The following is a 25203-nucleotide window of genomic DNA, read 5'->3' on the forward strand; positions in this document are numbered from 1 at the left end:
CTTGGCAATTAAAAATATTGCAGTTTTTGAAAAAGAATTTGATATTGTTTATGAAATTATTAACCCTTTAGCAAAAAAAGATATAGTTTTTTTACACGGCTGGGGAAGTAATAAAGAGATTATGAAAAATGCTTTTTGCAATACTTTAAGTGAGTTTAGGCATATCTATATTGATATGCCAGGATTTGGTAAAACAAGCAATGAATATATTTTGCATACAAATGATTATGCTTTAATTATTGAAAAACTTCTTTATGCTTTAAATTCACAGCCTTTAGCAATAGTTGGTCATTCTTATGGTGGGAAAATTGCAACTTTACTAAAACCTAAAAATCTTATTCTTTTAAGTAGTGCAGGTATTTTAGAACCTAAAAGTTTTAAAGTAAAAACAAAAATCTTTTTTGCAAAACTTTTTAAAAAGTTAGGGTTTTTTAATTTAACTAAAGCTTTTAGAAGTAAAGATGTTGAAGCTATGAGTGAAAATATGTATGAAACTTTTAAAAATGTAGTAAATGAAGACTTTACAAAATACTTTGAAGAGTTTGAAAATAAAGCTTTGATATTTTGGGGAGAAGAGGACACAGCAACTTCTTTAGCTTCTGGAGAAAAAATAGCAAGTTTAATTAAAAACTCAACTTTTAAATCTTATAAAGGAGATCACTATTTCTTTTGTAAACACTCAAAAGATATAGCTATGAAAATAGAAAATGGAATACTTTGATATATTTACCGAAATAGTTTTTATAATGGCACTAGGTTGGTATTTAATTACTAATTTACAATGGTATAACTATAAGCTTGAAAGAGTTATTTTAAAACATCATAAACAAGAATGGCATTTTACATATTTTGTTTTTCCCATAATTATCTTTTATGTTTTAAATGATATAGCTTTTGCTGTATTCTTTTATGTATTTTATGCTGGATTATTTTATCTATGGAATAAAAAACTTGATAGACCACTTGTTTTAACTTCAAGGGTAAAAAGATTTTTAGCTATTTTACTATTTGTTACTTTTTCTATAAAAGCTTTATGTTTAGCTAGTCAATCTTGCCATTTTTCTGCAATTTTTATTCCTCTAATTTTAGCTTATCTTATCTCTATGGTTTTAGAAAAGATATTTTTTATCTCTTTTAAAAATCAAGGAAAGCAAAGAATAAAAGCTATGAAAGATTTAAAAATAGTAGCAATTACGGCTTCTTATGGCAAAACTTCAATTAAAAACTATTTATATCAAGTATTAAGAAAGAAATTTATTACTTATAAAACTCCAAGGTCAGTAAATACTATTGCTGGAATTGTTTTAGATGTAAATAGAGACTTACCTTCAAATGCCGAGGTTTATATTGCTGAAGCAGGAGCTAGAGAAAAAGGTGATATTGCTGAAATTACAAATTTTTTAGAGCCTCAATATTGTGTTATTGGAAGTGTAGGGGAACAACATATTGAGTATTTTAAAACTTTAGAAAATATTATTAGAACAAAGATGGAAATACTTCAATCTCCTAGAATGAAAAAGGGCTTTGTACATGAAAGTGTACATTTAAAAGACCATCCAAATATCATAAAATTCCCTGATAATTTAAATATTACTATGAGTAATCTTGATGGAATTTGGTTTGATATTGAAATAAATAAAGAAAAACAACATTTCCATGCGCCACTACTTGGAAGTTTCAATGCTATTAACTTAACAGCAGTTATACATGTGGCACTTGAACTTGGTATGAGTTTAGAAGAGATAAAACTAGCTTTTGAAGAGCTTGAATCAGTTCCCCATAGACTACAACCAATTAAAGCTGGTGGCAAGTTAATAATAGATGATAGTTTTAATGGTAATTTAGAAGGGATGTTAGAAGCTGTAAATATTTGTTCAACATATGAAGGTAGAAAAGTTATTGTAACTCCTGGTCTTGTTGAATCAACAGATGAAGCAAATATTTTATTAGCAAAAGAGATTAATGAAAAGTTTGATTTTGTAATTATTACAGGAAAATTAAACTCTCACTTATTAAGTGCAAATATAGATGAAAATAAGATTTTAGTATTAAAAGATAAATCAAAACTTGAAGAGACATTAGCTGCTAAGACACAAGCTGGAGATTTAATCCTTTTTGCAAATGATGCACCAAATTTTATTTAAGGCATTAAAATGGAAAGAATTTACGCTCCTTGGCGACATGAATATGTTACAGAAGAGAAAATAAAAGGGTGTGTTTTTTGCCATATTGCTAAAAACTTAACTGATGAAAAAATGCAAGTACTTTTTAGTGACGAATTATGCTATGTGGTAATGAATAAGTATCCTTATTCTCCTGGTCATATAATGGTTATACCTTATTCTCATACTGATAAAATTGAAGATTTAGAAGAAGAAATTTGGTTAAGAATGAGTAAAAGAGTTCAGCAAGGAGTTAAATTACTAAAAGATGTAATGAATGCTCAAGGGGTAAATATTGGTATGAACTTAAGTGATGCCGCAGGTGCAGGAATTGCTGAGCATGTTCATTATCATCTTTTACCTAGATGGAAAGGCGATACAAACTTTATAAGTGTTATTGGCAATACAAGAGTATATCCAGTGGACTTTGAGGAAATATATACTAAACTAAAAATTAGTGCATCTAAGTATTTTCTATAAGTGTTTTATTATAACTTTTTAATTTAAATTTTTATATAATTTCAAAATATAAATATAGCTTAAGTTTTAAGCAGAACATAAGAGACTACTTTCCTACTTATGCTTCATAATTTTTATAAAATTATAGGAGTAAATTTTGAAAAAATTACTACTTACAATATTCTTATCTTTTTTAACTTTTTTAAACGCCTCAGATTTAAAAGTTTTTGAAAACTTAGAAGGTTCTTTAAATATTGCAGGAGGAACTGCACATATAAAATGTGAAAAAGAAGCTATTAAAAATATAATGAGCAAATATCCTAATATTTCCATTTCAATTGCTGGTGGAGGTAGTGGAATGGGTATAAAACAAGTAAGTTCAAAGATTATTGACCTTGCAAATTCTGGAAGAAAACCTACTTTAGAAGAGATTAAAAATGGAAATTTAAAACTTTTTAGATTTGCGATTGATGGAATAGGAGTTATAATAAATCCAAAAATAAATATTGATACTTTAACAACAAAACAATTACAAGATATTTTTAGTGGAAAAATTACAAACTTTAAAGAGCTTGGATTAGCAGATGCTCCAATTAATTTATATACAAGAGATGAATCAAGTGCTACAAGAAAAGTTTTTTGGGATAAAGCTTTAGCAAAATCACCAATTTCAAATAAAGCAAGAGTTGTTTCTTCAAATGCTGCTATGAAAACAGCTGTTTCTAGTGATATTAATGCAATTGGAATTATATCTTTAGGTGTAGTAAATGATAGTGTTAAACTTATAAATATAGATGGTATTGCTCCAAGCGTTGAAAATATAAATAATAATACTTATAAAGTAGCAAGAGGTTTATATTTATTAAGTAGTGGTGAACCTTCAAAATTAGCAAGTGCATTTATTACATATTTACGAAGTAGTGAAGGTGCAAAAATTGTATCAAAGTATGGTTTTATTCCTGTAAATGAATAATATTTTTTCTAAAGGATTACTTATTATAACTTTAATAAGTAGTCTTTTGGTTTTTTGTATTTTTTTTCTTATTATTTATTTATGCATTGATATTTTTACTATAAATGAACTAAAAGAGTTTTTTTCTTTAACTTGGAGTATTGAAGATAAAAAATATGGAATCTTAGTACCACTACTTGGTTCTTTTATAATAAGTTTTTTAGCTTTGATTTTAGGATTTATATTCTCTTTTTCACTTTCTAGTATAATTTTCCTTGCAAACTCAAAGTTTATTAAATTATTTTTAGAAAAAACTGTATTACTAATGGCTACAATTCCCACTGTTATTTATGCTTTTTCAGCATTATTTATTTTTGTACCCTTTATAAGTTATTTTAAACCAAGTTCTACTCTTAGTATTTTAGTTGCAAGTGTTGTATTATCACTACTTTTAATACCTACAATGAGTTTAATATTTTTAAATATTTTTAATACTTTAGCACAAAAATATATGAAGTGTTGCCTTAATTTATCTTTGAGTAAAGAAGAGTTTTTTTTTAGTTTTGTTATAAAAAATTCAACTTATCATTTAGCCCAAGGGTTTTTATTGGCTACAACTAGGGCATTAGGCGATACTATGGTAGTATTAATGCTTGCTGGTAACGCTTTATTTCTTCCTAGTTCAATTTTTCATTCCACTAGAAGTTTAACTTCTCATATTGCTTTAATATTTGCAAATGACTTTGAATCTATGGCTTTTAAAGCAATTTTTTTATGTGCATTATTACTTTTAAGTTCAAACTTTATTTTAATATTAATTATTAGAAAAATAAAGGCTAATACATATGAAATTTAAAACATATAAATCAATATTAGCTACTTTTACTTTTATAGCAATTTTACTAGTTTATACTCTTTTGGGTTTTATAATTTATAAAGGGTTTGATACTATAAGTTTAGAATTGATTTTTCAAGATGTACGTGTACTTGATGCTATTTTATTAAAACAAAGAGTTTTTGATGGAATTTTCCCTGCAATTGTAGGAACTGTAATGCTAATATTTTTAAGTTTAGGTTTCTCTTTTATTTTTGGTTTTGCAAGTGGAATATATCTTAGTATTTATGCAAATAAAGAAATAAAAGAATATATAAATTTTTGTTTTGAACTTCTTTCTTCTGTTCCTTCTATTTTAATAGGATTGTTTTTTTTACTATTAAGTATATATTTGCATGAGAAATTTTTTACAAATTTTTTACCTTCACTTTTACTTTCATCTTTAGCCTTATCTCTTTTAATAATGCCTTATATTGTAAAAAATACTCAGTATTCTTTAGATAATATTCCAAAAAGTATAAAACTTTTATCTTTAAATCTTGGATTATCTAAAACAAAAAATTTATTTCTTGTTCTTATTCCTTACTCTTCAAAAGAGTTATTAAGTGGAGTTTTTTTAGCTTTAGGACGAGCTTGTGAAGATACGGCTGTTATTATGCTCACAGGTGCAGTTGCAAGTGTGGGGATAGCAAGTAGTATTTTTTCAAAATATGAAGCTTTACCTTTTTATATATATTATATTTCTACAAATTATAGTGATGAAAATGAATTAAATCAGGCTTTTAGTGCTGCATTAATACTTTTATGTATATCTTTATTTTTATTTTTAATTACTAAGCTTATTCAAAAGGGAGTAAAGAAAAAAAATGGTTATTATTAAAAATCTAAAATTAGAATTTTCAAATAAAATTATCTTTGATAATTTAAATATAAATATAAAAGAAAATCAAATTACAGCAATACAAGGACCAAGTGGTATTGGAAAAACTTCATTATTTTTATGTATTAATTCTATGATTAAATATGAAGAAGATTATAAGATAAGTGGAGAAATTCTTTATAAAAAAGATAATAAATATATTGATATACTAAAACTAAATGATGATGAAGCACAAGAACTTAGAAAAGAGATAATATATGTCTCTCAACACCCTGATTTACTCCCTATGAGTATATATGAAAACTTAAATTTTTTTGCAAAAACTCATAATATAAAAAATAGAAATGAAAAAATAATTGAAGTTTTAAAACAAGTATATTTATATGAGGAAGTAAAAGATGTATTAAATAAAAGTGCTTTAAAGTTATCAGGTGGACAGCAACAACGGTTAATTTTAGCAAGAGCTTTACTTTTAAAACCTAAGGTTTTACTTTTAGATGAACCAACTGCTTCTTTAAATGAGTCTTTAAGTAAAAAAATTGAACAAATGTTAAAAGAGCTAAAAATAACTATTGCAATAATTAGTCATTTTGAATCACAAATAAAAGATATTTCAAATGTAAGATATCTTTTATAAGGAGTAAATTTTACTCCTATTCTTCTTCTCCCTCAACTAAATTTGCTATATTTTCATATATCTCTTCAGCTTGAATATCATCTATTTTATCTTCTTTAATAGCTAAGATTATATTTTGAAGTTCCACAAGAAATGTCTCCATCTCCTTTATCTCTTCCATATCTTCATCAGTTTGTTTATTCTCTTTTATTAGTTCATGTAACTCTTCAAGGTATGCTTCAACTTCTGGTATCATACTTTCTTGAACTAATTCTAATAAATCTTGTTTAATTTCAGACATTATATTTTCCTATTGTATTTTTAATATTATATCAAAATAGTATAAAAAGGTATCTTTTTAAAAAGATAAGAAATATAAATTATATATAAATTTTTTTGTTAAAAAAACTATTTTTTAGTATTATTACTCTATTAGAAATAAAGGATGGTTTATGAAAAGAGAGATAATTATTATTGGTGGTGGGATAGTTGGTCTTTCATGTGCTTATTTTCTTCAAAAAAGTGGAAAACAAGTTACTATAATAGATGAAAATGATATTACAAACTCTACTTCTTTTGGAAATGCTGGATTGCTTTCTTCTTTTGATAAAACTCCTCTTAGTTATCCTGGTGTGGTATTAAATACTTTAAAACTTATGTTAAAAGGACAATCTCCAGCAATAATTCATCCTACACTTGACTTAAAAATGTATAAGTGGCTATTAAACTTCATCTTAAGTGCAAATGAAAAAAGAACTAAAAAAACAATGATGCTTTTTGAAAAATATGGAGAAATTTCTTTAAAGCTTTATGAAAAGATGGTAAAAGAAGACTCATTTGATTTTGATTATCATAGAACGGGTATGTTATCAGTATTTACAGAAGAAAACTCATATAATCAAAAGCTAAAAAAGTATAACTATATAGATGAAGAAAGATTTAAAATCTTAAACAATAATGAGTTAAAAGAGTATCTTCCAAGTGCCACTTCAAAAATCAAAGGAGCAATACTTTTTAAAAAAAATGCACATTTTGATTCAAAAAGAGTTATGTTAGAACTTAAAAGACATTTGCAAGAAGTAGGAGTTGAATTTATCTTAAATGAGAAAATAGAAAATATAAGAGTAGAAAATAACAAGGTTAAACATCTTGTTTCTTCTAGTAAAATCTATGAAGCAGAACAGTATATTATGTCCACAGGTTATCAAACTTTATTGGCTTCAAAATGTAATAGAGATTTGACGATGATTCCTGCAAAAGGTTATAGTATTACTTTTGAAATGCCAAAAGAGTTTATACCAAAAACTTCTACTATTTTCAATGATTTATTTATTGTTATGACTCCAAGAAGAGACAATGTAAGATTTACTTCAAAACTAGAAATAGGAAGTAGTGATACTAAGGTAGTTTTAAAACAAATAGAGAGTATTAAGAAAAACTTTTTTGAGTATAATCAATATTTTGAGATGAAAAATGAAGAGTTATGGTGTGGCTTTAGACCTTTAACTCCAAATGATATTCCTTTAATAGGAAGAGATGAAGAGATAAAAAATCTAACTTATGCAATGGGACTTGGTTGGTTAGGTATGACTTTTGCTCCTGCTATTGGAAGTATAATAACTGATTTGGTTGTAAATGATAAGAAAAATGCACAAAGTGATGATATTTTACTTTTTTCAGGATTCTTTCAATGAAAAAACTATTAGTATTTTTACTTGTAATTAACTTTGCTTATGCAAATAAAATTGAAGAAATTTTTAAAGAGTATAATATTGAAGGAACAATAGTAATAAAAGCTTTAAATAAAAATATACAATATATTTATAATGAACAAAGAGCAAAAAAAGCTTTGCTTCCTGCTTCAACTTTTAAAATACCAAATAGTTTAATAATCTTAAATGAAAAGCTTTTAAAAGATGAAAATGAGATAATTAAATGGGATAATAAAAAAAGATTTTTAGAAGTATGGAATAAAGACCAAACTTTAAAAACAGCTTTTAAATACTCTTGTGTTTGGTGTTATCAAAAATACTCAAAAGAAATCTCAATAGATAAATATAAATACTATTTAAAACAGTTTAATTATGGAAATAAAAAAGTAGGAAACTCTTCTTATAATTTTTGGTTACAAGGAGATATAAAAATTTCTGCTTTGGAACAAATAGAGTTTTTAAAAAACTTATATTTAGAAAATTTACCAGTTGAAAAAAAATATATAAATATAGTAAAAAATATAATGATAGAAGAGAAAGCTAAAGAGTATATCTTAAGTTCTAAAACAGGCTGGGCAACTTTTCCAAAGGAAAAACACGGTTGGTATGTGGGCTATATACAAACAAAAGAAGAGGTTTGGTTTTTTGCTACAAATTTATTAATTAGTGATTTTAATAAATTATCTTTAAGAAAAAAGCTTACTTTTAAAGTTTTTAAAACTTTAGGAATAATTTAGATAATCTTAAAAGATTATCTAAAAAACAAAGGCTATATCACTAAGAGATAGTTGATACATATTTACATTAACTCCATCTGAATCTACTATATTATATGTAATAGTATAATCATTTGGATTTTGTATATTTGGATTTTTTTGTACAAATTGTGTATATTTTTCTTCATCTATAATTGAATAGATAAAAAGAACTTTTTCTTTAAACTTTTCATTATTAATATATAAATCAAAGATTTCTTTTTGTGTATCTTTATTGTATTTATTTACAAAGTTTTTATTATATAGTTTTTCTGCTAACTCTTTTTTATTATACTCTTTAGTATTATAAACATAATAATCATCAAAAATTAACTCTTTAAAGTTATCACTAATAGAGTATTGATTATATCTTTTATAGCCATTTTCATTTGAAATTTCATTTATATATTCAATCATAATTCTCCTTTTAAGTTTAAAACTTTATATAAAAAATACTTTAAAGAGTATAAACAGTGATTTTTATAATGATTTATTTAAAAGTAATATAAAAATGCCTATAAAAAATATTCTTATCTACATTTTTACTTAAAATAGTTATTTTATTCCTTTTAAAAAGGATAAAAAGCTAATTTTTAAGCCAAAAATGACTTTAAAACTTAAAAATCTTGTTATTTACTATTTTATTCCTTATAAAAAGGAAATAAATTTTAAATATTTATTTGTGAAGCCCCATAAAACTTGACTTTTTATAGAAAATAAGTTATAATCCGCGTCCATATTAAATGGTTAGGGTGCGTTTTACGTGCATCTGACGAGTTCTTTAAAGGAAAAAAATGGAAAAAATTAGATTAAAGCTTAAAGCTTATGATCATAGAGTTTTAGACAGAAGTGTTGCTTCTATTGTTGAAGCTGTTAAAAGAACTGGTGCTGAGTTAAGAGGTCCAATTCCTCTTCCAACTAAAATTAGAAAGTACACAGTTATCAAAGGGCCTCACGTAAATAAAGATTCAAGAGAGCAATTTGAAATCAGAGTTCATGCAAGATTAATTGATATTATTGCTGCAACTCCAGATACAGTTGATTCTTTAATGAAACTTGATTTAGCTCCAGAAGTTGATGTTGAAGTTAGATCAATGGGTCAAGAATAAGAGAAAGGGTAGAGAATGGAATTCATAGTTGAAAAAATCGGTATGAGCAGAACTGTTTCAGTTCCAAGTGTTCCTGTTACACTTTTAAAAGTTCTTGATACAAAAGTATGTGAGATCACTGAAAACGGTAAAGCAATCGTAGCTTTTACAAATGGTAAAAAATTTAATAAAGCTATTGAAGGGCAACAAAAAAAATATAATTTAAGTAAAGAGTTCAACAGATTTGCAACAATGACTGTAGCAAATACTGAGGCTGGTGACTTAGATGTTTCTGGTTTAGCTGAAGCTAAAGTTTTAAAAGCAACTTTTAAAACAAAAGGTAGAGGTTTTGCTGGTGTTATGAAAAGATGGAACTTTGCTGGAGGGCCAGGTGCTCACGGTTCAAGATTTCACAGAGCTCCTGGATCAATTGGTAACTGCGAATGGCCAGGTAGAGTACAACCAGGTAGAAAAATGCCAGGACATTACGGAAATACGAACGTATCTGTAAAAAATGAAGTTCTTTCATTTAATGCTGAAACAGGTATTTTAGTTGTAAAAGGTTCAGTTGCTGGACCAAATGGTGCATTAGGAAAAGTAAAGGTTGCTAAATGAGTAAAGCAATAGTATTAAACGAAAAATTTGAAAACAATGGTGAATTAGAATTACCAGCAAGTTATGCAGAGATTAACTCTCACAACTTATATTTATACGTAAAATCTTATCTTTCATCATTAAGAGCTAATACAGCTAGAGTAAAAAACAGAACTTTAGTAAGCGGTGGTGGTAAAAAACCTAAAGCTCAAAAAGGTTCAGGTGCAGCTAGATGGGGTTCTAGAAGATCTCCATTATTTGTTGGTGGGGGACAAATTTTTGGACCTACAAAAAGAAACTACATTCAAAAAGTTAATAAAAAGCAAAAAGCTTTAGCATTATCTTATGCTTTAAATGCTCATGCTAATCAAAACTCTTTATTTGTTGTTGATTCTTTAAAAGTAGAGTCTGGAAAAACTAAAGATGCAGTTGCAGTTTTAAATAAAATTGCTAAGAGAGATACTTTAATTGTAGTTAATACAATTGAAGAGAAAACTTATTTAGCATTTAGAAACATTAAAAATTGTTATGTTGTTGAAAAGCAAGAAGTTAATGCTTATTTAATTTCTGCATACCATTCAGTACTAATTGAAAAATCAGTATTTGAAGCACTAACAAAAGAGGCGTAAAAATGGCAGATATTACAGATATTAAAGCAATATTATACACAGAAAAAACTATTGAGCTTCAAGAAAATGGTGTTATTGTTGTTCAAACAAGCCCAAGAATGACTAAAAATAGTTTAAAAGAAGTGTTTAAAGAGTATTTTGGAGTAACACCTGCGAAGGTTAATTCATTAAGACAAAGCGGTAAAGTTAAAAGATTTAGAGGAAGAATCGGTAAAAGACCTGATTTCAAAAAATTCTATGTAACATTACCTGAGGGCGCTGAAATAGCGAACCTATCAGCTTAAGGAGTATAAAAAATGGCAATTAAAAAATTTAGACCAATAACTCCTGCAAGAAGATTCATGTCTGTTATGGACACTTCTGATATTACTTCTAAGCCTACAGTTAGAAGCTTATTAAAAAGAGTAAAAGCTAACGCAGGTAGAAATAATAACGGTAGAATCACTTCTAGACACAAAGAAGCAGGTGCTAAGAAATTATATAGAATTATTGATTTCAAAAGAAATAAATTTGGAGTAGAAGGTACTGTATCTACTATTGAGTACGATCCATACAGAAACTGCAGAATTTGTTTAGTTACTTATGCTGATGGAGATAAAAGATATATCTTACAACCATCTGGATTAAAAGTTGGAGCAAAAGTTTCTGCTGCTGAGTCAGGATTAGATATTTTACCAGGTAATGCAATGAAATTAATCAACATTCCTGTTGGTACAATGGTTCATAATATTGAATTAAAACCAGGAAAAGGTGGACAAATTGCAAGATCTGCTGGTGGTTATGCACAAATTATGGGTAGAGAAGATAAATATGTTATCTTAAGATTACCATCTGGTGAAATGAGAAAAATTTTAGGTGTTTGTATGGCTACAATCGGTGTTGTTGGAAATGAAGATTTCATCAATATGGTAATTGGTAAAGCTGGTAGAACAAGACACTTAGGTATTAGACCTCAAACAAGAGGATCTGCGATGAACCCAGTTGATCACCCACACGGTGGAGGGGAAGGTAAAACTAACTCAGGAAGACATCCAGTTACTCCATGGGGTATGCCAACTAAAGGTTATAAAACTAGAAAGAAAAAAGCTAGTGATAAATTAATCATTTCAAAAAGAAAGAAGTAAGGGTTTAAGATGGCAAGATCGATAAAAAAAGGTCCATTTGTAGACGCACACCTAATGAAAAAAGTTATCAAAGCTATTGAAGCAAATGATAAAAAACCTATCAAAACATGGTCAAGAAGATCAACAGTTTTACCAGATATGATTGGATTAACTTTCAATGTACACAATGGAAGAAACTTTGTTCCTGTATTAATTACTGAAAATCATGTTGGATATAAATTAGGTGAATTCGCACCAACAAGAACTTTTAAAGGACATAAAGGTTCTGTACAGAAGAAGGTAGGATAAGAATGGCTAGAGCAATATTAAAATTTATTAGAGTTTCTCCAATCAAAGCAAGATTAATTGCTAGAGAAGTTCAAGGTATGAACGCAGAGTACGCAATTGCTTCTTTAGAGTTCACTCCAAATAAAGCTGCAGGAATTATTTCAAAAGTTATTGCATCTGCTGTTGCAAATGCAGGGTTAGAGCCTCAAGATGCAGTTATTACATCTGCTAGAGTTGATAAAGGTCCTGTTCTTAAGAGATTTACTCCAAGAGCAAGAGGAAGTGCTTCACCTAAGCATAAACCAACTGCACACATTATGATTGAAGTAGCTGCTGCTGAAAAAGGAGATAAGTAATGGGTCAAAAAGTTAATCCAATAGGTTTAAGACTTGGTATTAACAGAAACTGGGAATCAAGATGGTTTCCTTCATTTTCTAAAATGCCAGTAAATGTTGCAGAAGACGACAAAATTAGAAAATTCGTTAAAAAAGAGTTATACTATGCTGGTGTTGCTCAAACTATAGTAGAAAGAACTGCTAAAAAAGTTAGAGTTACTATCGTTGCTGCTAGACCAGGTATCATTATTGGTAAAAAAGGTGCTGATGTTGAAAAACTAAAAGATAGCCTTTCTAAATTAGTTGGAAAAGAAATCGCTGTAAACATCAAAGAAGAAAGAAAACCACAAATTTCTGCTCAATTAGCTGCTGAAAATGTTGCTCAACAATTAGAAAGAAGAGTTGCATTTAGAAGAGCTATGAAAAGAGTTATGCAAAACGCTTTAAAAGGTGGAGCAAAAGGAATTAAAGTTTCTGTTTCTGGAAGACTTGGTGGAGCTGAAATGGCTAGAACTGAGTGGTACTTAGAAGGTAGAGTTCCATTACATACTTTAAGAGCAAGAATTGATTATGGTTTTGCTGAAGCTCATACAACATATGGTTGTATTGGTATTAAAGTTTGGATTTTCAAAGGTGAAGTACTTGCAAAAGGTATTCAACCAGAAAAAGCTGAAACTTCTAAACCAAAAAGAAGACCAAGTAAAAGAAGAGGTAAGTAATCATGTTAATGCCTAAAAGAACAAAATATAGAAAAGTAATGAAAGGGCGAAACAGAGGTAAAGCTTCAAGAGGTAACTTTTTAGCTTACGGTGAGTTCGGAATTAAAGCAGTAGAACACGGAAGAATCGATTCAAGACAAATCGAAGCTGCCAGAATTGCTATGACTAGAAAAGTTAAGAGACAAGCAAAAGTTTGGATTAAAGTTTTCCCAGATAAACCTCTTACTGCTAAACCATTAGAAACAAGAATGGGTAAAGGTAAAGGTGCTGTTGATAAATGGGTTATGAACATTAAACCAGGTAGAGTTTGTTTCGAGATGGCTGGTGTTAGTGAAGAGTTAGCAAGAGAAGCTTTAACTTTAGCTATGCACAAATTACCATTTAAAACTAAAATTGTAACAAGAGATAGCGAAAATGAATTATACTGATATTAAAGATAAAAGCTTAACAGAGTTAAACGAGTTATTAAAAGAGAAAAAGGTGCTTCTTTTTGAATTAAAAGCTAAGCTAAAAACTATGCAGTTAACAAATACATCTGAATTAAGAGTGGTAAAAAAAGATATCGCAAAAATTCAAACAGCAATTACTGCAGCAAAAGCTAACTAAGGATCTGAAGTATGACACATAAAAGAGAGATTCAAGGTGTAGTGGTTAAAAAATCAGGTGATAAAACTGCGTCTATCTTAGTTACAAGATCGGTTTTACACCCTAAATACCACAAGACTGTAAAAAGATTTAAAAAATACTTAATCCATGATGAAAAGAATGAGTTAAATGAAGGTGATACTGTTATTGCTGTTGAATGCAGACCACTTTCTAAAACTAAATCTTTCAGATTAAAAACAATAGTAGCTACAGGAGTTAAATAATGATTCAAAGTTTTACTAGATTAAATGTAGCTGATAACACTGGTGCAAAAGAGATTATGTGTATCAAAGTTTTAGGTGGGTCTAAAAGAAGATATGCAACAGTTGGTGACGTTATCGTTGCTTCTGTAAAAAAAGCTCTTCCAACAGGAAAAATTAAAAAAGGTCAAGTAGTTAAAGCAGTAATCGTTAGAACTCATAAAGAAGTTCAAAGAGAAAATGGTTCTTTAATCAGATTTGATGATAATGCTGCAGTTATTCTTGATAATAAAAGAGAACCAGTTGGAACAAGGATTTTTGGACCTGTTGCTAGAGAAGTTAGATATTCAGGTTTTATGAAAATTGTTTCACTTGCTCCGGAGGTATTATAATTATGGCAGTTAAATTAAAAATCAAAAAAGGTGATACAGTAAAAATCATCGCAGGTGACGATAAAGGTAAAACTGGTGAAGTTTTAAAAGTGTTACCAAAAGAAAACAAAGTAATCGTAAAAGATTGCAAAGTTGCTAAAAAAGCTGTTAAGCCAGATCAAGAGAAAAACCCAAATGGTGGTTTTGTAAACAAAGAGATGCCTATTGATATCTCTAATGTAGCAAAAGTAGAAGGTAAATAATTATGGCAGCAAGATTATTAGAAAAATATAAAAATGAAATTAAACCAGTATTAGAAGCTGAATTCCCAAAAAACAAAATGCTAACTGCTAGAGTAGAAAAAGTAGTTATCTCTGTTGGTGCGGGTGAAGCTATGAAAGATACTAAGTTAATGCAAAATATTCAAGATACTATCTCTTTAATTGCTGGACAATATGCAGTTAAAGTTATTGCTAAAAAATCTGTTGCAGGTTTTAAAGTAAGAGAAGGTATGCCTGTTGGTGTTAAAGTTACACTAAGAGGTGAGAATATGTATAATTTCTTAGATAAACTTTGTTCAATTGCTTTACCAAGAGTAAAAGACTTTAGAGGTCTAAAAAGAAATGGATTCGATGGTAGAGGAAATTATAACTTCGGACTTGATGAACAATTAATGTTCCCTGAAGTTGTTTATGATAACATTATCAAAACTCACGGTATGAATATTTCAATTTCTACAAGTGCAGATAATGATGCTGAAGCATTAAGATTATTAGAGCTTGTTGGAATTCCATTTACTAAAGGAAGAGCGTAATGGCAAAGAAATCTATGATTGCTAAGCAAAAGAGAACTCCTAAGTTCTCTACAAGAGCATATACAAGATGTTCAGTTTGTGGAAGACCACATTCAGTTTACAGAGATTTTGGTCTTTGTAGAGTTTGTTTAAGAAAAATGGCTAACGAGGGATTACTTCCTGGTGTTAGAAAATCTAGTTGGTAGGAGAAATTAAGCTATGATGAATGATATAATCGCAGATGCTTTAACTAGAATTAGAAATGCTGCAATGAGAAAATTAGAAGTTGCAACATTATTACACTCAAATACAGTTGTTGGTATCTTAGATGTTTTACAACAAAAAGAGTATATAGATAGTTACAAAGTTATTGATGGTGAAAAAAATAAAAAAACAGTTCAAGTTACTTTAAAGTATGATGATAATGATAACTCTGTAATTAATGAATTAACAAGAGTTTCTAAACCAGGAAGAAGAGTTTATAGACCTTCTTCTGAGTTAAAAAGTTTTAAAAACGGATACGGTACTATTATTGTTTCTACAAACAAAGGTATCATTGCTAATGATGAAGCTTTCGCTTCTAATGTTGGTGGTGAAGTACTGTGTACTGTATGGTAGGAGAGTGTAATGTCTAGAATTGGAAAAAAACCTATCTCAATACCAAGTGGAATTGAAATTACTGTTGATGGTACAGTAGTTAATGTTAAAAAAGGAAATAAAGTATCTTCTGTTGAAACTCACGGAAGAGTTGGAATCGAACTTTCTGATAATCAAATTGTATTATCAAGAGCTGACGAGTCTCAACAAGCTTCAGCTTACTGGGGAACATATAGAGCTTTAATTAACAATGCTGTTGTTGGATTAAGTGATGGTTTTTCTAAATCATTAGAAATCAATGGGGTTGGTTATAGAGCAGCTATTAAAGGTAATGCGTTAGAGTTACAATTAGGTTATTCACACCCAATTAACTATGAGATTCCTGCAGGATTAGAAATAACTGTTGATAAAAACGTTATTAATGTAAAAGGTGCTGATAAACAACAAGTTGGTCAAGCAGCTGCAGTAATTAGAGGTTTCAGAAAACCAGAGCCTTATAAAGGTAAAGGTGTTAAGTATTCTGACGAAGTTATCGTTAGAAAAGCTGGTAAAACTGCTAAAAAATAAGGTGTGAAGTATGAGTAGAGCAAAAGATATAGCAAAAAAGAATGCTTTAAGAATTAAAAGAAAAAGAAGAGTTAGAGGTAAAATCTCTGGTACTGCTGAAAAGCCAAGAGTATCAATTTTCAAATCTAACAGATTTTTATCAGCTCAAGTTATTGATGACGTAGCTGGTATCACTTTAGCTTCAGTTAGTTCAAAAGCTTTAGGATTAACTGCAAATAAAGAGAGTGCTTCAAAAGCTGGTGCTGAATTAGCAAACAGTTTAAAAGCTAAAAACATTGATACTGTTACTTTTGATAGAAACGGTTATCTGTATCATGGTGTGGTTGCAGCATTTGCTGACGCATTAAGAGACAATGGTATTAAATTATAAGGGTTAATGATGGCAGCAGTAAATAGAGAAGATTTTCAAGAAGCAATCGTTAAAATCGGAAGAGTAACAAAAGTTGTAAAGGGTGGTAGAAGATTCAGATTTACAGCTTTAGTTGTTGTTGGTGATAAAAATGGTACAGTAGGTTTCGGAACTGGTAAAGCAAAAGAGGTTCCAGATGCGATTAAAAAAGCTTTAGATGATGCATTCAAATCATTAGTAAAAGTTTCTATTAAAGGAACTACAATTGCACATGATATTGAGCATAAATATAATTCTTCAAGAATTTTATTAAAACCAGCTTCAGAAGGTACAGGACTTATCGCAGGTGGTGCGGCAAGACCAGTTCTTGAGTTATCAGGTGTTAAAGATATTATTGCAAAATCTTTAGGATCAAATAATCCAAATAACCTTGTACAAGCTACAGTAGAAGCTTTAGCTAGAATTAAAGGATAATTAGATGGCATTAAATAATTTAAAACCAGCTGAAGGTAGTGTTAAAGAAATTAAAAGAGTTGGTAGAGGTCAAGGTTCAGGAATGGGTAAGACTGCTACTAGAGGAAATAAAGGTCAAAAAGCTAGATCTGGATTTAAGAATAAAAGAGGATTCGAGGGTGGTCAGCAACCATTACATAGAAGACTTCCAAAAGTAGGTTTCTTTTCAAGAACAGTTAAACCTTACTCTATCAATGTTGATAAAGTAACTAAAATTGCTACACTTGATGAGATTACTTTAGATTCTATTAAATCAGTTTATAAACTATCTAAATCAGTTGAAAAAGTTAAATTAATTGGTTCAACTGCTAAAGATTTAGCATCTAAAATTAAAGACGAAAACGTAACAACAACTGGAAATTAATCATGAGTAAAGATCTTGTAAATAAGATTCTTCTTACTTTAGGGTTTATATTCCTTTACAGGTTACTGGCATACGTGCCAGTACCTGGTGTTAATATAGATGTAGTAAAAGAATTCTTTGACTCAAATGCTAACAATGCATTAGGTCTTGTAAATATGTTTAGTGGTAATGCGGTTGAAAGATTAAGTATTATATCACTAGGAATTATGCCTTACATTACAGCTTCTATTATTATGGAACTTCTAGCAGCTACTTTCCCTGCACTTGGAAAAATGAAAAAAGAAAGAGATGGTATGCAAAAATATATGCAAATCATCAGATATACAACAATTGTTATAACATTAGTTCAATCTATTGGTGTATCAATGGGGTTAAACTCTTTAACAGGGCAAAGTGGACAAAGCGCAATATCTATTGATATGAGTACTTTTATCGCAGTATCTTCTATTTCAATGTTAACAGGAACTATGCTTTTAATGTGGATTGGTGAACAAATTACACAAAAAGGTATAGGAAACGGTATTTCATTAATTATCTTTGCAGGTATTGTTTCGGCAATTCCAAGTGCTATTGGTGGTACTATAGATCTAGTTAATAATGGGCAAATGAGTTTCTTAACAGTTATTGCTATTTTAGTTATTATTTTAGCAACAGTTGGAGCAATTATTTATGTTGAATTAGGGGAAAGAAGAGTACCTGTTTCATATTCAAGAAAAGTAATGATGCAAAATCAAAACAAAAGAGTGATGAATTATATTCCTATTAAGGTAAACTTATCAGGAGTTATTCCAGCTATTTTTGCAAGTGCGATTTTAATGTTCCCTGCAACTGTATTACAAGGAAGTCAAAACAAATATTTAGTAGCTATTGCAGATTTTTTAAATCCAAGTAGTTACACATTTAATATTTTTATGTTTTTATTTGTAGTTTTCTTTGCATTCTTTTATGCAAGTATTACATTTAATGCAAAAGATATTTCAGAAAATTTAAAAAGACAAGGTGGATTTATTCCAGGTGTTAGACCAGGAACATCAACTGCAAATTTCTTAAATGAAGTTGCAAGTAGATTAACTTTCTGGGGTGCATTATACCTTGCAGCAATTTCAACTGTTCCATGGTTATTAGTAAAATCTATGGGAGTTCCATTCTATTTTGGTGGGGTTGCAGTTTTAATCGTTGTTCAAGTTGCTATTGATACAATGAGAAAAATTGAAGCTCAACAGTATACAAATAAGTATGAAACGCTAAGTGCGGTTGGTCTATAAAAAAATGGCTATACCAATTAGAAAAGCAAATGAAATTGAAAAGCTTCGCAACGCAAACGTAATCGTTGCGAAGACTTTAAATTACTTAAGAGAAAATGTTAAAGCTGGTATGACTTTAAAAGAAGTTGATGCTTTAGGTGATAAATTTATAACTGACTTGGGTGCTAGACCTTCGTTTAAAGGTCTTTATGGTTTCCCTAATGCTATTTGTACTTCATTAAATGAAGTTATTATTCATGGTATACCAACAGATACTGTTTTAAAAGAAGGTGATATTTTAGGCCTAGATATTGGAACAGAATTAGAAGGTTGGTATGGTGACGCTGCTATTACAATGCCAATTGGCAAAATTTCAAAAGAAGATGAAGACTTAATCGCTTGTGCAAAAGATTCTTTATATCATGCTATTGATATTATTCATGAAGGTATGAGATTTAAAGAACTTTCAAAAGCTATTGAAGATTTTATAGTAGCAAGAGGGTATCAACCACTTGTGAGATTTTGTGGACATGGTATTGGTAAAAAACCTCACGATGAACCAGAAATTCCTAACTATGTAGAAAATGGGAATGTTAAATCTGGACCAAAAATCAAAAATGGTATGGTTTTTTGTATAGAACCTATGATTTGTCAAAAGAAAAGAGAACCTATTATTTTAGAAAATAATTGGGATGTAATTTCAGAAGATGGATTAAGAGGTAGTCATTATGAACATACAGTTGCTATCGTAAATGGTAGAGCTGAAATATTAAGTACAGTAGATTAATTAGGGAGACAATAAAGTGGCAAAAGATGATGTTATTGTGATTGATGGTAAAGTTATTGAAGCTTTACCAAATGCAATGTTCAGGGTAGAATTAGATAATGGACATGTAGTTTTATGTCATATCTCTGGAAAAATGAGAATGCATTATATTAAAATTTTACCTGGTGATACAGTAAAAGTTGAAATTACACCTTATTCACTTGATAAAGGTAGAATTACTCACAGATATAAGTAATTTTTATAAAAAGAGACATTTATTTATAAATGTGTCTCTTTTTTTTTACTTTTTTAGAATAATCTTGATAAAATAACCATAAAATTTTATAAAGTTGTTATAGTTATGAATGATATTAGAAAGATTATAAAAAATACTATTAAATCTCTTACAACGCAAGAAATTGTGGCTACTCCTGTTAAATATTCAAAAGAGTTTTATAAGCAAGCAAAAGAGTTAAATCTAAGCATTGATGAACTTAAAGAATTTGAAAAGATAATAAATTCTCTAAATGATGAAGAAAAATTATTTATAAGAGAAAATAATATTACAACCTACTATGAACTTACTCAAGTACTTTTAAATAGAGTTTCAAATAAAGATTTACTACGATTTATAGAACAATTAGATTTTTATCTAACTCCTTCAATTGATTATTCTATAGAGAATAAAATAGGTGAACTAAAAGAAGAACTTATAAGTGAACCTCAAAAACTTATTAAAAATAGCACTTTAAATAGAATTAGAAAATATACTAATGAAAGAGTTAGTAGAGATAAAATAGTAGTGCAAGAAAAAGCAAAAGATGTAAAAAAAGTTATAGGTCTTATGGGAAAATATTTTGATAAATGTTTACTTCAAAGTAATGATACATCAAAAGAAGTTTCTATGATTAAGGGTGAACTTGAAGCTTTAGAGCTATCAAAGCATTCAGCAAGAGATTTAGCAATGTTACAAAGCAAACTTGTAGATACTATTCATAAATTAGAACATAGTATTGAAGAGTCTCAAGCTGAACTTTTTAAAGGACAGAAAGATTGTGTCTTTTTACAAAAACAGATAAATAAATTACAACAAGATTTAAATGAAGTAAGTCGTGAAAAAGATATTGATTTTCTAACAGGTATTCCAAATAGAAGAGCTTTTGTAGCAGAAGTTGATAAAATAGAAAATGAATATGAGATTTTTAAATCAAAATATGCAATTGTTTTTTATGATATAGATCATTTTAAAACAATAAATGATAATTATGGGCATGAATGTGGGGATACTGTTCTTACTACTTTTGCAACTATTTTGAAAAAACTAACTCGTGAAGAAGATGTTATTTGTAGATATGGTGGGGAAGAGTTTGTTGCTCTTATTCATTATACAGAAGATAATGAAGTTATAAGTTATTTAAAGCGTGTACAAAATATAATTTCAACTAATAAATTTGTACATAAAGATATAAAACTAAAAGTAAAATTTTGTGCTGGAGTTGTATATAGAAATAAATATAACTCATATAAAGAGGCAATAAATCAAGCTGATATACTATTAAACAAAGCAAAACATGAAGGTAGAAATAAGATAATTATTGATACTGGAAACTATATTTAATTACACAAAGCTATGAAGCCTTATATTAGTTATAAGTTCACGCTAATAAGGTTATAACTAATACTTAGCTTCATAGTTTTGCATAAATTTAAAGTTTATTCTCCGTAAACTTAATCTCTTCTTCCAAAATATTCTTTTGATTTATCATAACTTGTAAATTTTGTCGTAAAAGCTCTTTATGCTTATACGACTCAATTATAAAGTTATAAAGTTTAGGTCTTGTTTTTTTCCAATTATGTAAAGTTGTCTTATTTACTCCTAAATCTTTTTCCAATTTTCTAAGACTTGGTAAAGTCATCATAAATCCTGTATTGTTGCTTAAACTCTATTGTACAAAATTTTTGAACAAAAAGCAATAAAAATTAATAAATTGTACAAATAAATGGAACAAATTTGGCTAAAAGTTTAAATTTTGTAAAATTTTGCATGACAAAAGCAGTAAAAAATAGAATTTTATATCAATTGAACTTCTTAAAATCTATTGGATTTGAGTATCATTGTAATGTTGATTTTGGAAATAATGAGTTATCTAACTCAACTTTACCTAATAATTTAGATGAGTTAGAAAATATCGTTAAGAACTGTTATTTATGTGATTTGTGTAAGAGTAGAAAAAATATTCTTTTTTCAAAGGGAAGTAAAAATGCACAAATTATGTTTATTTTAGATGAGCCAACTGCAAGTGAAGATGAAACGGGTGAGTTTTATATTGGAAAAAGTGGTGAAATCTTAGTTAAAATGATACAAAATGTTTTAGAATTGGAAGTGAACGATATATATATCACAAATATAGTAAAATGTAAAAGTAGTGAGGGATTTTATCCTACACATGCAAATAGCTGTAATGCCTATTTAAGTAAACAAATAGAGATTTTAAACCCAATGTTAATCGTAACTTTTGGAGAAAAAGCTTATAAATATCTAGTAAATGATAATAGTTCTTTTGAACAAGTAAGAGGAAATATTTTACCTTTTAAATATTATAATTTATTGCCAACTTTTTCACCCTCTATTTTACTTAGAAATCCATCACTTAAAAAAGATGCATATTATGATATGCTAAAAATAAAATCTATACTGGAGATAACTTGAGACAGATAGTATTAATATTAATTTCAATATTTTTATTTTTTGGTTGTACTCAAAAACAACAAGTAATTGAAATAAAAAAAGATGAGCAAGATATTGCTAAAACGCAGATACCTAAAACTGACAAAGCAGATGAAGAAAGCTTTTCACAAGAAGTAATAAATGAAGTAAAAGCTATTAAGGATGAGGATTTAGATGATGGAGTTTTTAAACTTGCAATTATTTATCCTTCAAAAATAGTAGGAAAGTATGCAAATAATACTGTAAATACTATAACAGGTTATTTGCTATTTAAAAATGAAAAGTTTAAAATTGAAACTTTTGATACTATAGATGAAACACCTACAAGTATAGAAGAGAAGATTAAAGAAATTGAAACTAAAAACTATTCTAAAATAATAGCTTTATTTACAGAAACGGGTTATGATAAAATGACTTCTTTTTCTTTTGATAGTAAGACAAAGGTATATTTTCCTTTATTAAATAAAGATAATTTATTTTTAACAAAAGAGAATTTTATTTATGGTGGAATTTCATATAAGAGACAAATAGAGCTTTTACAAACTATGTCAAATAATAAAAATGTTATGTATTTTCAAAATAATTATTTAGGAAATAAGCTAAAAACTATTTATGAAAATAGTGTACCTTCTATTGAAATTATAAAAGAAGTATCAGGTTCTAATAATGATTATAAAGCTTTAGTTGATAATGAAAAACTAGAAGAAGCTTCAATTATGTTAAATACTTCTATTATTAAAACTTCTATTTTATTATCTCAAATTAGAGGATTTCAAAAGCAACCAAGTGTTATTTTATCTACGCAGTTAAATTATAATCCCTTATTGATTTCTCTAACTCAAGCAGAAGATAGAATTAATTTTATTATTGCTAATTCTATAGATAAAACTGATGAAAAACTTGAAGATATTTTAGATTCTTTTGATTCTGAAATTGTTTATGATTGGGTTAATTATTCATCTTTAATAGGAGTAAATTTACTTTTTAATAACAATAAAGATGAACTTATTAAAACAAAAATTGAAGGAAATAAAGTTTATTATGAGCCAAAGCTTTATAATGCCACAGAGTATGGTTTTCAAAAGATTAAGTAAATCTTAGTTATAATCGCGAATATTTAAAAAGACGGAGTTTAAAATTGAGAACGCATTATTGTACTGACGTAACTGAAAAAAACATTGGTGAAGCTGTTACTGTTGCAGGTTGGGTTAATAGTAGAAGAGATCACGGTGGAATTATATTTATTGATTTAAGAGATAGAGGTGGAATCGTTCAATTAGTATGTGATCCACAAGATAGTAAAGAGGCTTTAGAAATTGCTGAAACAGTAAGAGATGAGTTTGTTTTAGTAGCTCAAGGAAAAGTAAGAGCAAGAGGAGAAGGATTAGAAAATCCAAACTTAATTACTGGAAAAATTGAAATTGTTGTTGAGAAACTAGTAATTGAAAATAGATCAAAACCTATGCCTTTTGATTTAGGTGATGAAAAAGTAAATGAAGAAATTAGATTAAGAAATAGATTTTTAGAATTAAGAACACCAAAAGCTTTTAATATTTTTAAATTAAGAAGTAAAGCAACTATTCAAGTAAGAAATACTTTAGATGAATTAGGTTTTATAGATGTTGAAACTCCAATTTTAACAAAATCTACTCCTGAAGGAGCAAGGGATTATTTAGTACCATCAAGAGTACACCCAGGGGAATTTTATGCGCTTCCTCAATCTCCTCAATTATTTAAACAACTTTTAATGGTTGCTGGATTTGATAAATATTTCCAAATTGCTAAATGTTTTAGAGATGAAGATTTAAGAGCAGATAGACAACCTGAATTTACTCAAATAGATGTTGAGATGTCTTTTTGTAATCAAGAAGATGTTATAAAAGTAGCTGAAAGATTAATTTATGATGTATTTACTGCTTGTGGAAAAGAAGTTCCTTCAACTTTCCCTAGAATTAGATATAGTGAAGCTATGGAAAAATATGGTAGTGATAAACCTGATTTAAGATTTGATATGCCTATGGTAGATGTTATTGATATTTTTGCTAACTCTACAAATGAAATTTTTTCTGAAATTGCTAAAGATAAAAAGAAAAATAGAATTAAAGCTTTAAGATGTCCAAATGGAGATAATATTTTCTCAAAAAGACAAATGAAAAGCTTTGAAGATTATGTAAGAAAATTTGGAGCTAAAGGTTTAGGATACTTCCAAATGAAAGAAGATGGATTAAAAGGTCCATTAACAAAATTCTTTAGTGAAGCTGACTTAGAAGAGATTGTAAAAGCAACACAACTTGAAGTTGGAGATGTGGTATTCTTTGGAGCAGGGGATAAAAAAACTGTTTGGGATTATATGGGAAGATTTAGATTATTCTTAGCTGACCAAATGCAAATTATTCCAGAAGATAAATATGAATTTGTATGGGTAGTTGATTTCCCTATGTTTGAAGTTGAAGATGGAAGAACTAAAGCTTTACATCACCCATTTACTATGCCAAAATCTTTAGATAATATTGAAGATTTAGAAGAAATTGAGTCTGTTGCTTATGATATTGTATTAAATGGAACTGAACTTGGTGGTGGAAGTATAAGAATTCATAAAGAAGAAATACAAGAAAAAGTTTTTGAACTTATGGGTATTAGTAAAGAAGAAGCAAATGAAAAATTTGGATTCTTATTAGAAGCTTTAAGATATGGTGCTCCAAGTCATGGTGGATTTGCTATGGGATTAGATAGAATGGTTATGCTTTTAGCTGGAACTGATTCTATTAGAGATGTTATTGCTTTCCCTAAAACTCAAAAAGCACAATGTTTAATGACACAAGCTCCAAGTGCTGTTGATAATGAACAGTTAAAAGAGTTAAGTTTAAGAATTAGACAACCACAAGCATAATTAAAAGTACACTTGATATGAAAAAAATAATTATACTTTTTTTTCTATC

At 28.4% G+C, this 25203-nt stretch carries 39 protein-coding genes; 36 read left to right on the forward strand and 3 right to left on the reverse strand.

Annotation, left to right across the window (positions count from 1 at the left end):
• The first annotated feature begins 1 nt into the window (after position 1).
• The 7 genes from AMYT_RS04765 (at position 2) to AMYT_RS04795 (ending at position 5925) form a co-directional block, all read left to right on the forward strand.
• Entirely contained in the window at positions 2-721 is a 720-nt protein-coding gene (locus AMYT_RS04765) for an alpha/beta fold hydrolase (RefSeq protein WP_114841411.1), read from the forward strand.
• Positions 708-2144: a Mur ligase family protein gene (locus tag AMYT_RS04770; protein WP_114841412.1), complete on the forward strand. Its 1437-nt coding sequence runs from the start codon at positions 708-710 to the stop codon at positions 2142-2144. Before AMYT_RS04765 ends, AMYT_RS04770 begins: the two co-directional genes overlap by 14 nt.
• A 9-nt stretch (positions 2145-2153) precedes the next feature.
• On the forward strand, positions 2154-2642 hold the full coding sequence (locus AMYT_RS04775) for an HIT family protein (protein ID WP_114841413.1): 489 nt from the start codon (positions 2154-2156) through the stop codon (positions 2640-2642).
• 136 nt (positions 2643-2778) lie between these two features.
• Positions 2779-3594 (forward strand): phosphate ABC transporter substrate-binding protein, encoded by an 816-nt coding sequence (locus AMYT_RS04780; RefSeq protein WP_196778993.1) that lies wholly within the window; start codon positions 2779-2781, stop codon positions 3592-3594.
• Complete coding sequence (locus AMYT_RS04785; RefSeq protein WP_114841414.1) at positions 3587-4429, forward strand: PstC family ABC transporter permease; 843 nt, start codon at positions 3587-3589, stop codon at positions 4427-4429. The genes AMYT_RS04780 and AMYT_RS04785 overlap by 8 nt, the downstream gene beginning before the upstream one ends.
• Positions 4419-5288, forward strand: coding sequence for a PstA family ABC transporter permease (locus AMYT_RS04790; RefSeq protein WP_114841415.1), 870 nt, complete (start codon positions 4419-4421; stop codon positions 5286-5288). The genes AMYT_RS04785 and AMYT_RS04790 overlap by 11 nt, the downstream gene beginning before the upstream one ends.
• Entirely contained in the window at positions 5275-5925 is a 651-nt protein-coding gene (locus AMYT_RS04795; protein ID WP_114841416.1) for an ATP-binding cassette domain-containing protein, read from the forward strand. Before AMYT_RS04790 ends, AMYT_RS04795 begins: the two co-directional genes overlap by 14 nt.
• A gap of 16 nt (positions 5926-5941) precedes the next feature.
• Here AMYT_RS04795 and AMYT_RS04800 read toward each other — a convergent pair whose 3' ends face one another.
• Entirely contained in the window at positions 5942-6205 is a 264-nt protein-coding gene (locus tag AMYT_RS04800) for a hypothetical protein (RefSeq protein ID WP_114841417.1), read from the reverse strand.
• Positions 6206-6356: 151 nt separating this feature from the next.
• Between AMYT_RS04800 and AMYT_RS04805 the strand changes: the two genes are divergently transcribed.
• Complete coding sequence (locus AMYT_RS04805; RefSeq protein ID WP_114841418.1) at positions 6357-7598, forward strand: NAD(P)/FAD-dependent oxidoreductase; 1242 nt, start codon at positions 6357-6359, stop codon at positions 7596-7598.
• Positions 7595-8353 (forward strand): class D beta-lactamase, encoded by a 759-nt coding sequence (blaOXA, locus tag AMYT_RS04810; RefSeq protein WP_114841419.1) that lies wholly within the window; start codon positions 7595-7597, stop codon positions 8351-8353. The genes AMYT_RS04805 and blaOXA overlap by 4 nt, the downstream gene beginning before the upstream one ends.
• 18 nt (positions 8354-8371) lie before the next feature.
• On the opposite strand, the gene AMYT_RS04815 is transcribed toward blaOXA, so the two are convergent.
• On the reverse strand, positions 8372-8788 hold the full coding sequence (locus tag AMYT_RS04815) for a hypothetical protein (RefSeq protein ID WP_114841420.1): 417 nt from the start codon (positions 8786-8788) through the stop codon (positions 8372-8374).
• Positions 8789-9165: 377 nt separating this feature from the next.
• On the opposite strand from AMYT_RS04815, the gene rpsJ reads away from it, so the two are divergent.
• The 24 genes from rpsJ (at position 9166) to AMYT_RS04935 (ending at position 21154) form a co-directional block, all read left to right on the forward strand.
• Positions 9166-9480, forward strand: a complete 315-nt coding sequence (gene rpsJ / locus AMYT_RS04820; protein WP_114841421.1) for a 30S ribosomal protein S10 — start codon at positions 9166-9168, stop codon at positions 9478-9480.
• A 15-nt stretch (positions 9481-9495) separates the two neighbouring features.
• Positions 9496-10074 carry a 50S ribosomal protein L3 gene (rplC, locus tag AMYT_RS04825; RefSeq protein WP_114841422.1) on the forward strand — a complete coding sequence of 193 codons (579 nt, stop codon included), beginning with the start codon at positions 9496-9498 and terminating at the stop codon, positions 10072-10074.
• Entirely contained in the window at positions 10071-10682 is a 612-nt protein-coding gene (gene rplD / locus AMYT_RS04830; protein WP_114841423.1) for a 50S ribosomal protein L4, read from the forward strand. Before rplC ends, rplD begins: the two co-directional genes overlap by 4 nt.
• Before the next feature lie 2 nt (positions 10683-10684).
• On the forward strand, positions 10685-10966 hold the full coding sequence (locus AMYT_RS04835; protein WP_114841424.1) for a 50S ribosomal protein L23: 282 nt from the start codon (positions 10685-10687) through the stop codon (positions 10964-10966).
• Between the two features lie 12 nt (positions 10967-10978).
• Positions 10979-11806 (forward strand): 50S ribosomal protein L2, encoded by an 828-nt coding sequence (gene rplB / locus AMYT_RS04840; RefSeq protein WP_114841425.1) that lies wholly within the window; start codon positions 10979-10981, stop codon positions 11804-11806.
• Positions 11807-11815: 9 nt separating this feature from the next.
• Positions 11816-12094, forward strand: coding sequence for a 30S ribosomal protein S19 (gene rpsS / locus AMYT_RS04845; RefSeq protein WP_114841426.1), 279 nt, complete (start codon positions 11816-11818; stop codon positions 12092-12094).
• A gap of 2 nt (positions 12095-12096) precedes the next feature.
• A complete protein-coding gene (rplV, locus tag AMYT_RS04850) occupies positions 12097-12429 on the forward strand; it encodes a 50S ribosomal protein L22 (protein ID WP_114841427.1) in 333 nt (110 codons plus the stop codon).
• A complete protein-coding gene (rpsC, locus tag AMYT_RS04855; protein ID WP_114841428.1) occupies positions 12429-13127 on the forward strand; it encodes a 30S ribosomal protein S3 in 699 nt (232 codons plus the stop codon). The genes rplV and rpsC overlap by 1 nt, the downstream gene beginning before the upstream one ends.
• A 2-nt stretch (positions 13128-13129) precedes the next feature.
• On the forward strand, positions 13130-13555 hold the full coding sequence (gene rplP / locus AMYT_RS04860) for a 50S ribosomal protein L16 (protein WP_114841429.1): 426 nt from the start codon (positions 13130-13132) through the stop codon (positions 13553-13555).
• Positions 13542-13733 (forward strand): 50S ribosomal protein L29, encoded by a 192-nt coding sequence (rpmC, locus tag AMYT_RS04865; RefSeq protein WP_114841430.1) that lies wholly within the window; start codon positions 13542-13544, stop codon positions 13731-13733. The genes rplP and rpmC overlap by 14 nt, the downstream gene beginning before the upstream one ends.
• 11 nt (positions 13734-13744) lie before the next feature.
• Positions 13745-13996: a 30S ribosomal protein S17 gene (rpsQ, locus tag AMYT_RS04870; RefSeq protein ID WP_114841431.1), complete on the forward strand. Its 252-nt coding sequence runs from the start codon at positions 13745-13747 to the stop codon at positions 13994-13996.
• Positions 13996-14364: a 50S ribosomal protein L14 gene (gene rplN / locus AMYT_RS04875; RefSeq protein ID WP_114841432.1), complete on the forward strand. Its 369-nt coding sequence runs from the start codon at positions 13996-13998 to the stop codon at positions 14362-14364. Before rpsQ ends, rplN begins: the two co-directional genes overlap by 1 nt.
• A 2-nt stretch (positions 14365-14366) precedes the next feature.
• Positions 14367-14606: a 50S ribosomal protein L24 gene (rplX, locus tag AMYT_RS04880; RefSeq protein ID WP_114841433.1), complete on the forward strand. Its 240-nt coding sequence runs from the start codon at positions 14367-14369 to the stop codon at positions 14604-14606.
• Positions 14607-14608: 2 nt separating this feature from the next.
• Entirely contained in the window at positions 14609-15157 is a 549-nt protein-coding gene (rplE, locus tag AMYT_RS04885; protein WP_114841434.1) for a 50S ribosomal protein L5, read from the forward strand.
• Positions 15157-15342 carry a type Z 30S ribosomal protein S14 gene (locus tag AMYT_RS04890; RefSeq protein WP_114841435.1) on the forward strand — a complete coding sequence of 62 codons (186 nt, stop codon included), beginning with the start codon at positions 15157-15159 and terminating at the stop codon, positions 15340-15342. The genes rplE and AMYT_RS04890 overlap by 1 nt, the downstream gene beginning before the upstream one ends.
• A 13-nt stretch (positions 15343-15355) precedes the next feature.
• Positions 15356-15754, forward strand: coding sequence for a 30S ribosomal protein S8 (rpsH, locus tag AMYT_RS04895; protein WP_114841436.1), 399 nt, complete (start codon positions 15356-15358; stop codon positions 15752-15754).
• A gap of 9 nt (positions 15755-15763) precedes the next feature.
• Entirely contained in the window at positions 15764-16300 is a 537-nt protein-coding gene (gene rplF / locus AMYT_RS04900; RefSeq protein WP_114841437.1) for a 50S ribosomal protein L6, read from the forward strand.
• A 10-nt stretch (positions 16301-16310) separates the two neighbouring features.
• The gene (gene rplR / locus AMYT_RS04905) at positions 16311-16670 is read left to right on the forward strand and encodes a 50S ribosomal protein L18 (protein WP_114841438.1); all 360 of its coding nucleotides are present in this window, start codon (positions 16311-16313) and stop codon (positions 16668-16670) included.
• A 9-nt stretch (positions 16671-16679) separates the two neighbouring features.
• Complete coding sequence (gene rpsE, locus AMYT_RS04910; protein WP_114841439.1) at positions 16680-17123, forward strand: 30S ribosomal protein S5; 444 nt, start codon at positions 16680-16682, stop codon at positions 17121-17123.
• A 4-nt stretch (positions 17124-17127) separates the two neighbouring features.
• Complete coding sequence (rplO, locus tag AMYT_RS04915) at positions 17128-17526, forward strand: 50S ribosomal protein L15 (RefSeq protein WP_114841440.1); 399 nt, start codon at positions 17128-17130, stop codon at positions 17524-17526.
• 2 nt (positions 17527-17528) lie between these two features.
• On the forward strand, positions 17529-18791 hold the full coding sequence (gene secY, locus AMYT_RS04920; protein WP_114841441.1) for a preprotein translocase subunit SecY: 1263 nt from the start codon (positions 17529-17531) through the stop codon (positions 18789-18791).
• Between the two features lie 4 nt (positions 18792-18795).
• The gene (map, locus tag AMYT_RS04925) at positions 18796-19557 is read left to right on the forward strand and encodes a type I methionyl aminopeptidase (RefSeq protein WP_114843151.1); all 762 of its coding nucleotides are present in this window, start codon (positions 18796-18798) and stop codon (positions 19555-19557) included.
• Positions 19558-19573: 16 nt separating this feature from the next.
• On the forward strand, positions 19574-19792 hold the full coding sequence (gene infA / locus AMYT_RS04930) for a translation initiation factor IF-1 (protein WP_114841442.1): 219 nt from the start codon (positions 19574-19576) through the stop codon (positions 19790-19792).
• 105 nt (positions 19793-19897) lie between these two features.
• On the forward strand, positions 19898-21154 hold the full coding sequence (locus tag AMYT_RS04935) for a GGDEF domain-containing protein (RefSeq protein ID WP_114841443.1): 1257 nt from the start codon (positions 19898-19900) through the stop codon (positions 21152-21154).
• Between the two features lie 88 nt (positions 21155-21242).
• Here the strand turns inward: AMYT_RS04935 and AMYT_RS04940 are convergent, their stop codons facing one another.
• Positions 21243-21455 carry a hypothetical protein gene (locus AMYT_RS04940; RefSeq protein ID WP_191287685.1) on the reverse strand — a complete coding sequence of 71 codons (213 nt, stop codon included), beginning with the start codon at positions 21453-21455 and terminating at the stop codon, positions 21243-21245.
• 125 nt (positions 21456-21580) lie between these two features.
• Here AMYT_RS04940 and AMYT_RS04945 point away from each other — a divergent pair, with 125 nt between their 5' ends.
• From AMYT_RS04945 to aspS, 3 genes are read left to right on the forward strand one after another with little or no spacing between them, the layout of a single operon-like run.
• Positions 21581-22246 carry a uracil-DNA glycosylase gene (locus AMYT_RS04945; protein WP_114843152.1) on the forward strand — a complete coding sequence of 222 codons (666 nt, stop codon included), beginning with the start codon at positions 21581-21583 and terminating at the stop codon, positions 22244-22246.
• Positions 22243-23358: a hypothetical protein gene (locus AMYT_RS04950; protein ID WP_114841445.1), complete on the forward strand. Its 1116-nt coding sequence runs from the start codon at positions 22243-22245 to the stop codon at positions 23356-23358. The genes AMYT_RS04945 and AMYT_RS04950 overlap by 4 nt, the downstream gene beginning before the upstream one ends.
• 44 nt (positions 23359-23402) lie before the next feature.
• The gene (gene aspS, locus AMYT_RS04955) at positions 23403-25154 is read left to right on the forward strand and encodes an aspartate--tRNA ligase (RefSeq protein ID WP_114841446.1); all 1752 of its coding nucleotides are present in this window, start codon (positions 23403-23405) and stop codon (positions 25152-25154) included.
• Positions 25155-25203: the final 49 nt, after the last annotated feature.

This window comes from Malaciobacter mytili LMG 24559 (assembly GCF_003346775.1).
Lineage (GTDB): Bacteria > Campylobacterota > Campylobacteria > Campylobacterales > Arcobacteraceae > Malaciobacter > Malaciobacter mytili.